The sequence below is a fragment of the Psychrobacter sp. genome, assembly GCF_030457785.1.
GTDB lineage: Bacteria > Pseudomonadota > Gammaproteobacteria > Pseudomonadales > Moraxellaceae > Psychrobacter.
Genome location: NZ_JAKDUI010000101.1, coordinates 1 through 9,100 on the forward strand (window position 1 = coordinate 1; position 9,100 = coordinate 9,100).

Below are 9,100 nucleotides of genomic sequence, written 5' to 3' on the forward strand. Positions count from 1 at the left end.
TAGCATAGATTTCTTATTGACTTCTATCGCCAGCATACTTTTTAGAACACCACCCCATCTTTCTTATTACTAATTTTGCTTCATCTTCCGTTATACCATCAAAACTTTTTTCTAGTTTATTCCTCATATCACTAATATTTTCGAGACTTGGTTTTAAAAGTCCTAACTCATAATCATCAAACATTTTTCTTATAGTTAAATTGAGAGCTCCTTCAAACTTCCTTATACGTTCTTTCTCATGATAAACATCACTAATAGCAGTCTGCCAAATCATTTCTACTTCTTTAGTAGCTGTCAAAGCATCGCGCCTTAATTCGTAGAGATATTTGTCTTGCGAATGTTCAAGAGCTTTTTTAGCGTTTTTAACGGCTTCTCTTGCATTGATATATACAAGTAGAGTGATACAAACACTCGCTACTGAAATAACTACGGAGATGATTGGGATTACGTTCATATAACCAACTTTTAAATGAGTTATTAAATAAACAAGTAATTCTGGGCTAGGCTTTTAGCCCAGCATGATATAAATTGAAAACCAACTTCAAATCATCCAACCTCAACACTCGTTACGTTCTGAAAGCCTCTTGGCAGCTGCCCACCACGATTACCACGACTGCCTGTATAGTTGGCTAAATCCATCGGCTTGAGGGTTACGTGACGCTTGCCTGCGGTAATGACGAGGCTGTCTTGTATGCTTAGTGGTGTGACTGCGAGTACTTCTTCATCACCCTTTAGATTAATGAGTTTGTTGCCTTTGCCGCGTGCCTGCTCTGGCAAGTCATCTAATGCAAATATTAGTAAGTAGCCAGCATTGGTCACCACGGCTACATGGTCAGGCGTGGTCTTTTTGGATTCTTCATTTTCAGCAGTGGTGTCACTATTAGCGTACGCATGGGCGTTGATACCAGCGACAGTGAGTAGGCTGCTGTCGGTAGGTAAGTTGATGACTTTTTTTCCTGCTTTTTGATTGCTGTCGAGATTGCTAAGTGTATTGATAAAACCATATCCTGCCGAGCTGGCGAGGATGATGCGCTGATCGTCGGCACCTGTTAATAGCTGCTCAAAGTTGGCACCTGCAGGCGGTTTTAGCACACTCGTTAGCGGATCACCCTGACCACGAGCTGAGGCAAGACTGTGCGCATCGATACTATAACTGCGCCCTGTACTATCTAGTACGTAAATTTTCTCATTGGATTTACCTTGGACGTGGGCTTGATAGCTATCCCCCGAGCGATAGCTCATGCCTTTGGCATCGACATCATGACCCTTGGCAGCACGAATCCAGCCCGCTTTTGATAGGATGGCGGTGATAGGCTCACTCGGCACGAGGTCGGATTCTTTCAGCGCCTGTGCTTCCTCGCGTTCTGCCAGAGGTGACATACGTTCGTTACCGTGTTCTTTCATATCAGCAGTCAGCTCGTCAATCATTAGATTGGTCAGGCTATCTGGATTGTCCAAGTATTCTTGGATAATAGCACGCTCGGCGGCGAGCTCATCTTGCTCACGACGCAGCTCTATCTCTTCTAACTTAGCCAATTGGCGTAGTCGAATATCCAAGATGGCATTGGCTTGAATTTCGGTTAAATCATAGCCTTGCATTAGCGATAATTTAGGGTCGTCTTCTTCACGAATGATACGTATGACTTCGTCAATATTTAGATAAGCAATCAATAACCCTGCGAGGACATGCAAGCGTTTGTCGATTTTATCGAGACGGTATTGCAAGCGGCGCGTGATGACTGAGCGGCGACAGATTAGCCACTCGTCTAAAATTTCTTTTAAATTTTTGACCTGTGGTTTGCCATTTAGCCCAATCATATTCATATTGATACGATAGTTGCTTTCTAGGTCAGTGCTAGCAAACAGATGACTCATGACGCGTTCGACATCGACGCGCGTTGAGCGTAGCTCAAGTACGATACGGCAGGCGTTTTCGTGGTCTGACTCGTCATGAATATCAGTAACCCAAGGGAGCTTTTTGTCAGTCATGAGCTTGGCGATTTGCTCTTGGACTTTATTGCCTGACACTTGAAATGGCAGGGCATCGATAATGACGAGATTTTTTTCTTTACTGTCGATGTGGAAAGTCGCGCGCATTTTATAGCTACCGCGACCGCTTTCATACATCGCTTGTAGGTCTTTTTTGCTGGTGATTATTTCAGCTGGGGTCGGTAGGTCAGGTGCTGGTATGGATTGCGTCAATTGCTTTACTGAAAGGTCGGGGTTTTTTAACAGACGGATAGCGGCTCGTACTACTTCATTGAGGTTGTGTGGTGGTATGTCTGTTGCCATACCAACGGCGATGCCAGTGGTGCCGTTTAACAAGATATTAGGCAGGCGTGCGGGCAGGGTGACTGGCTCTTGCATGGTGCCATCGAAGTTATCTTGCCAGTCGACGGTGCCTTGTCCAAGCTCTGTGAGCAAGGTGTTGGCATAAGCGGACATTTTGGCTTCGGTATAACGCATGGCAGCGAACGATTTGGGATCGTCTGGGCTACCCCAGTTGCCTTGACCTGTGATGAGCGGGTAGCGGTAGCTAAATGGCTGTGCCATGAGCACCATGGCTTCATAACAAGCACTATCACCGTGCGGATGATATTTACCGAGTACGTCACCGACGGTACGGGCAGATTTTTTGGCTTTGGCAGTGGCTTTTAAGCCCAACTCGCTCATGGCATAGACGATACGCCGTTGTACAGGCTTTAAGCCATCCGCGATGTTTGGTAGCGCCCGATCCATGATGACGTACATGGCGTAGTTGAGATAGGCCTGTTCGGTGAATTCGGCGACTGAGCGAGTGTCCATCGGTTCATTTGGAATGATTTGGGCAGTCGTATGATCAATAACATCGGACATAAAATAGGTTTCGCTTATCATTTTTAATAGGTATGGATAATGGGTGCAAGTGTGCAAATAGTATAATGCTATCGTAAAGGATATTGATAGAATTAAAAAGACATAAGTCAGAATAGACGACATGGTATGACGTGCATTTCTAGACGAGCGGTAAGCTTCATGACGAGAGGGTCGGCAAGGTGAGCAGCAAGACAAGCGAGTGGTGAATAGTGTTTTGAGCGATGGCTTTTATAGAGTAAGACAAGTATAGTAAATTTAATGCTTATGATTTTGTCGTTGTGTTGAATAGCTATAGAGAAACACTTTTTTGGTTGGCAGGAGCGTGTTGAACATTTGACCATGGCACTGACAGAGACTGTTTTTTAAACGACTCAAAAATAAAAATAGTAAGCTTAGTTGTTCTAAGCGTCATTGATCAGTAAAACGAAACTTATCTTGGCTGTAGTATGAACGGTAGATGTATAATGAGTGCATTGGTAATGCGCCAATAATAACGCTATTTTCGTATATAACGTACTGATAAATATATGTATTTGTGTCGTCAAGGGCATTTGCGAACTCAGGCATCAATCTTTTATATTGAGTAGTCTGTATAAAGTGTGTATGTTGACAAACAAAGGGTTGTTTAGCGCTATATCTTTTGTTTGTCATCGTGTACTCACATTATTGTATTGACACCATGAGGAAGACAAGGCAACGAAAATGGTGTGACGAACATGAATGGACGATAGCGTACTATTAATAGGAGAGAAAAGATTATGGAAAATCAAGGAAATTTAACCCGTCGTGAAGATAAAGCTTGGCTAAAAACATACGAGGAGCTTGGGCTTGAGTATGATATTGAATTGCCAGCTGACGATACCTCACTTATCGATATTCTCGAAAAGAGCTTTACGGAAAATGGTAGCGATAAGACCGCCTATATCTGCATGGGTGCGTCATTAAACTTTCAAGAGGTGGATTTATACAGCCGTCAGATGGCGGCGTACTTGCAGTCATTGGGGCTGGTGAAAGGCGATAAAGTTGCGGTGATGATGCCCAACGTTTTGCAATTGCCTGTGTCTGTCATTGGGGTGCTACGTGCAGGCCTCACGCTCGTCAACGTCAATCCTTTGTATACCACTAGAGAGCTTGAGCACCAATTGACCGATTCAGAAGCAAAAGTACTGATCATGGTCGAAAACTTTGCCAAAACTTATCAAGACATCGGTCGTGATGTGGTCGACAAAGTTGTCATTACAGGTATGGGCGATTTGATGGGCACGCTCAAAGGCTTCATGGTCAACACCGTTGTCCGCCATGTCAAAAAAATGGTGCCAGACTATAGTATTTCTAATAGCATCAGCTTCAAAAGTGCGCTGAAGCAAGTGCCGGTCAGCCAATACAAACGTCCGACAGATATCAGACTAGACGATATCGCCGTACTACAATATACGGGTGGTACGACAGGCGTGGCGAAAGGAGCCATGCTGACGCACAAAAACTTAGTCGCAAACTTAATCCAGTGTAATACCTTTTTGGGAACGGCTTTCGACGACTTTGATAAGCGAGGTGAGCAGCCAGTCATCATGACCGCCTTGCCGCTCTATCATATTTTCTCATTTACTGTCTGCGGCATGTTTGGTCTCTATCGTGGTTGTATAGTACTGTTGGTGCCAAATCCACGCGACCTTGATAGTCTCTTAAAAGCCTATAAGAATAATCCACCAGCGTTTTTCCCTGCGGTGAATACCTTATTCAACGCACTGGCAAACAATGAAGAATTCAAAGCCATGGATCATAGTAAGCTAACCCAGTCTATGGGTGGTGGCATGGCGGTACTGAGCCCAACAGCAGAAAAATGGCGTCAGGTGACGGGTAATATTATCATTCAAGGGTATGGCTTGTCTGAGACAGCACCAGTCGCAACTGCTAATCCGAGCAACAGCAAAACCTTTTCTGGTACGATTGGTGTGCCGATGCCTGCAACCGATGTTGCCATCTTAGATGATGCGGGTAATGAAGTGGAAATTGGTGAGCGCGGTGAGATTAGTGTCCGTGGTCCACAAGTTATGAAAGGCTACTGGAACCGCGAGGAAGCGACGGCTGAAGTCATGACAGCAGATGGTTTTTTCCGCACCGGTGATATCGGCATCATGGCAGACAATGGTTATGTGACTATCGTTGATCGTAAAAAAGACATGATATTGGTATCGGGATTCAACGTATATCCTAATGAAGTTGAAGAAGTCATGGCCGGTCATCCTAAGATTTTGGAATGTGGTGTGATTGGTATCGATGATGAGAAAAGCGGGGAGACTCCTAAAATCTATGTCGTGCGTAACGATCCTAGCTTGACGGAAGAAGAAGTCTTGGCTTATGGTAAAGAGCATCTGACGGGTTACAAACGCCCTCGTCGTGTTGAGTTCATCGATGAGCTACCAAAGTCTAACGTAGGAAAGATTTTACGAAAAGATTTGCGAGTGCTAGAAGAAAAAAATCACGGTTAAATACAAAACTGAGTGCATGGTTAAAACTGGCAAGTGCTGTTAAGCCAAGTGATAAACCGTGTCAAACCAGATGATGTCGTAACCATGAATGATAAGGCTGTATATATGCTGCCTTATCATTTTTTTTGTTTTTTACTTTGTGGCTCTGTGCAAACAGCGTTGCTATGGATAGAGAATTTCCCGTAAAACTGCTATAGTGCTCATCGACATATTTTAGTATCTGTCTATCAAAAAGGCAGTGGCTTTGCAGCAAATGTATGGCAAAACCATCATATTGAAAGTTGCTTATCATATAGAGTGACTGAGCTTAGATGCTATGTTTGGATACTATTTAGCATTGGCTTAGGAATTGATTTTGGCGTTGTCTTCGACGTATAAAACTTATAAATGAAAAATCAGCACTGCTGTCACGATTTGTACCTTAGCTTTTTTTGTCACTAAACAATGCACAATCACTTATGTATCATGGTGTTTTATTAGAGCTTGCCTTCAGTTTTATCACTACTATAAACGAGGGCATGCCCTAGATTATTTTATGTTTTTAACAGCAATATTTAGGGAAAACTATGACCGATAATATCAATAAAGAGACGATAGAAGAACCATCTGAAGCAGGCAATACCTCTGAAGACGTCTATAAAGATAACGCATTTCCTGAAATGCCGAGTATCCCTAGTGATAGACCGTGGTTGGGTGCTTATGAGCGCTATGGCATCGACGCAACAATCGATATGCCGGCAGATAATAGCTCTTTACTCGATGTGTTTGAGCGCAACTTTAGTCGCTATGGTCAAAAACCTGCCTATATCTGCATGGGGTCATCGATTACCTTTAAACAATTAGACTTGTATAGCCGACAGATTGCCAGCTATTTGCAATCCTTAGGACTGGTAAAAGGCGATAAAGTTGGGGTGATGATGCCCAATATTTTACAGTACCCAATCGTGGCGTTGGGTATCATTCGCGCGGGTATGGTGTTGGTCAATATCAACCCTTTATATACCAGCCGAGAGCTCTCACATCAGTTGCATGATAGCGGCACTAAAGCCTTATTTATCGTTGAAAACTTTGCAAAAACGTATCAAGAAGCAGAAGACAAAGGGCAGGTCAAACACGTCGTGCTGTGCAAAGTCGGTGATATGTTAGGCACGATCAAGGGTACTGTGGTCAACCTAGTTGCTCGCCATATTAAAAAAATGATTCCAGCTTATAGTTTGCCAGATAGTGTGAGTTTTAAGCAGGCTTTAAACGCTGTTTCCGCCAGTAAATATGAGCGTCCTGACTTAGATTTAAGCGATGTGGCGATGTTGCAATATACTGGTGGTACTACTGGTGTTGCTAAGGGTGCTATGCTGTCTCACGGTAACTTAGTTGCTAACATGCTGCAGATCAGTGCATTGATGCATAGTGCCTTTGAGGATGATGCAGACGCAAACGACGTTATCTTGACCGCGTTGCCGCTATATCATGTTTTCTCATTCATGGTTTGTGGCATGTACGGCATGTATCAGGGTTATGCAGGGTTACTCGTTCCGAACCCGCGAGATCTCGATGGTCTGATAAAAGAAATGGGCAAATATAAGCCAGCATTTATCCCTGCGGTAAATACGTTATTCAATGGTCTGGTGCAAAAAGATAGCTTTGCTGATTTAGACTTTTCTAACTTAAAAGCCTCTATTGGCGGCGGCATGTCCGTACTGCCAAGTGTGGCAAAAAAGTGGCATAAAATTACCGGTCTGCCCATCGTTGAAGGGTATGGTTTATCCGAGACCTCTCCAGTGGCTGCTTTTAATCCAATGACCATTCCTGAGTTCACAGGTAAGATTGGTATTCCCGCTTCTAGCACAGATGTGGTCTTAATTGACGATGACGAAAATGAAGTTGCGCTGGGCGATCGCGGTGAAATTTGTTTGAAGGGTCCGCAGGTAATGATTGGTTATCAGAATCGTCCTAAAGAAACCGCGGATACTTTTACGTCCAGTGGTTACTTGAAAACGGGTGATATCGGTATCATGGATGAAAAAGGCTTTATCAAAATTGTCGACCGCAAAAAAGACATGATTTTGGTTTCTGGTTTTAATGTCTATCCAAATGAGATAGAAGAGGCCATGAGTGAGCACCCAGCAGTGTTGGAATGTGGTGCTATCGGTGTCACAAATGATCAGCGTGGCGAAGAGCCAAAACTATTTGTGGTCAAAAAAGGCGAGGTCACAGAGCAAGAGTTGCTTGATTTTGGCAAAAAGCAACTGACTGGTTATAAGCGTCCACGTCATATACAGTTCGTTGATGAACTACCAAAATCAAACGTGGGTAAAATCTTGCGCAAAGAATTGCGTAAGATAGAAGGGTTAGAATAGATTTATCGTCAACCTGTTCAGTGGCGTGATTGCTTGAGCGAAACTTGATATTGCGCTATAACGACATATGTCGCTACAACGGCATAACGGTATGCCGCCGATCAGCCACATTAAGATCACCCCTTATTTTATAACATTGCTTTTAAATCATCGTACTAGGAAATTTTATGCGTATTGACAATCGTGAGCTTGACCAACTTCGTTCGATTAGCTTTGAACGTAATTATACTAAGCATGCTGAAGGCTCAGTATTGGTCAGCTTTGGTGAAACCAAAGTGCTGTGTACCGCCAGTGTTGAATCAAGTGTACCGCGTTGGCTCAAAGGTAAAGGAAAAGGCTGGATAACGGCTGAGTATGGCATGCTGCCACGCGCAACCAACACCCGTAATCAGCGTGAGGCTGCTCGCGGTAAACAGTCCGGTCGTACCCAAGAAATTCAGCGCCTCATCGGTCGCAGCCTGCGCGCTATGGTTGATTTGAGCAAGCTGGGTGAAAATACCATTTATCTCGACTGTGACGTATTGCAAGCTGATGGTGGTACGCGTACAGCCAGTATTACCGGCGCTGCGATAGCACTTATCGATGCATTAGAGAGCATCCAAAGGACCAAAAAGCTAAAAGCGGATCCACTGATCGGGCTGGTCGCTGCTGTTTCTGTCGGAATGAAAGATGGCCAAGCCTATCTAGATTTGAACTACGAAGAAGACTCTAGCTGCGATACTGACTTAAACGTAGTAATGACGCAAAAAGGTGAGTTTATTGAGCTACAGGGAACGGCAGAAGAGAGGCCATTTACCCGTGCTCAAGCAGATGACATGCTAGCGCTGGCTGAAAAAGGTATCGCTGAGTTGGTAGAAATGCAGCAAACCGCTCTAGGCTGGTAATCTGCTGGTAATGCCGTAAACAGGCTCACGATTTTTAATTTTATCGCTGCTGATTACTGATGCTGTGTCGTGACAGACAGTTGTATCCAGTCAGCAGTTGACCGGCAATAGGTAACGACACATGCTGAAATTGACCGACGACGGTGCCAAAATTCATTTACAGGGTCAGTCACCGACGGCTGATAATGGTATGTTTTGGTTTGGCGCTGCTCTGTTGGTAGGGGCAGTCGCTGTTGCCGTGGCAATGAGTCTGTTGTCTGAGCGTTTGGCAATTGGTGCGCTAGCGCTACTTATCATCGGTAGTTTTATCTTTAACGTCCAAAGACAAAAACAAAAAAAAGCCATGAACGGCATGATTAATGGCGGTGTCTTGTGGGTGCGTGCCGGCGAGTTTGTCCATGATGGGCAAGGAAAACGTCAGCATGTCCAACTGGTTGATGATGACGATATTACGCTTGTCGACGAGCAATTACAGATTATTGGTCTTGATGGAACACCTAAGTATTATATTAGT

The 9,100-nt window shown here is 44.1% G+C and carries 6 protein-coding genes; 4 read left to right on the top strand and 2 right to left on the bottom strand.

Annotated elements, in window-relative coordinates:
• Positions 1-13: 13 nt before the first annotated feature.
• Positions 14-454, bottom strand: a complete 441-nt coding sequence (locus L0J61_RS06390; protein ID WP_301465496.1) for a hypothetical protein — start codon at positions 452-454, stop codon at positions 14-16.
• A gap of 92 nt (positions 455-546) precedes the next feature.
• On the bottom strand, positions 547-2,856 hold the full coding sequence (gene parC, locus L0J61_RS06395) for a DNA topoisomerase IV subunit A (RefSeq protein ID WP_301465497.1): 2,310 nt from the start codon (positions 2,854-2,856) through the stop codon (positions 547-549).
• Between the two features lie 758 nt (positions 2,857-3,614).
• On the opposite strand from parC, the gene L0J61_RS06400 reads away from it, so the two are divergent.
• The 4 genes from L0J61_RS06400 to L0J61_RS06415 form a co-directional block, all read left to right on the top strand.
• Positions 3,615-5,345, top strand: a complete 1,731-nt coding sequence (locus tag L0J61_RS06400) for an AMP-binding protein (RefSeq protein WP_301465498.1) — start codon at positions 3,615-3,617, stop codon at positions 5,343-5,345.
• A 566-nt stretch (positions 5,346-5,911) separates the two neighbouring features.
• Positions 5,912-7,702: an AMP-binding protein gene (locus tag L0J61_RS06405; RefSeq protein ID WP_301465499.1), complete on the top strand. Its 1,791-nt coding sequence runs from the start codon at positions 5,912-5,914 to the stop codon at positions 7,700-7,702.
• A 167-nt stretch (positions 7,703-7,869) separates the two neighbouring features.
• Positions 7,870-8,586 (top strand): ribonuclease PH, encoded by a 717-nt coding sequence (gene rph / locus L0J61_RS06410; RefSeq protein ID WP_301465500.1) that lies wholly within the window; start codon positions 7,870-7,872, stop codon positions 8,584-8,586.
• Positions 8,587-8,707: 121 nt separating this feature from the next.
• A partial coding sequence (locus tag L0J61_RS06415; protein ID WP_301465501.1) for a hypothetical protein occupies positions 8,708-9,100 on the top strand: 393 nt, incomplete at its 3' end.

What these genes read in the sequence shown, in the direction of transcription:
- L0J61_RS06390 (WP_301465496.1), bottom strand. Translation starts at nt 454, where the DNA reads ATGAACGTAATCCCAATCATCTCCGTAGTTATTTCAGTAGCGAGTGTT.
- parC (WP_301465497.1), bottom strand. Translation starts at nt 2,856, where the DNA reads ATGTCCGATGTTATTGATCATACGACTGCCCAAATCATTCCAAATGAA.
- L0J61_RS06400 (WP_301465498.1), top strand. Translation starts at nt 3,615, where the DNA reads ATGGAAAATCAAGGAAATTTAACCCGTCGTGAAGATAAAGCTTGGCTA.
- L0J61_RS06405 (WP_301465499.1), top strand. Translation starts at nt 5,912, where the DNA reads ATGACCGATAATATCAATAAAGAGACGATAGAAGAACCATCTGAAGCA.
- rph (WP_301465500.1), top strand. Translation starts at nt 7,870, where the DNA reads ATGCGTATTGACAATCGTGAGCTTGACCAACTTCGTTCGATTAGCTTT.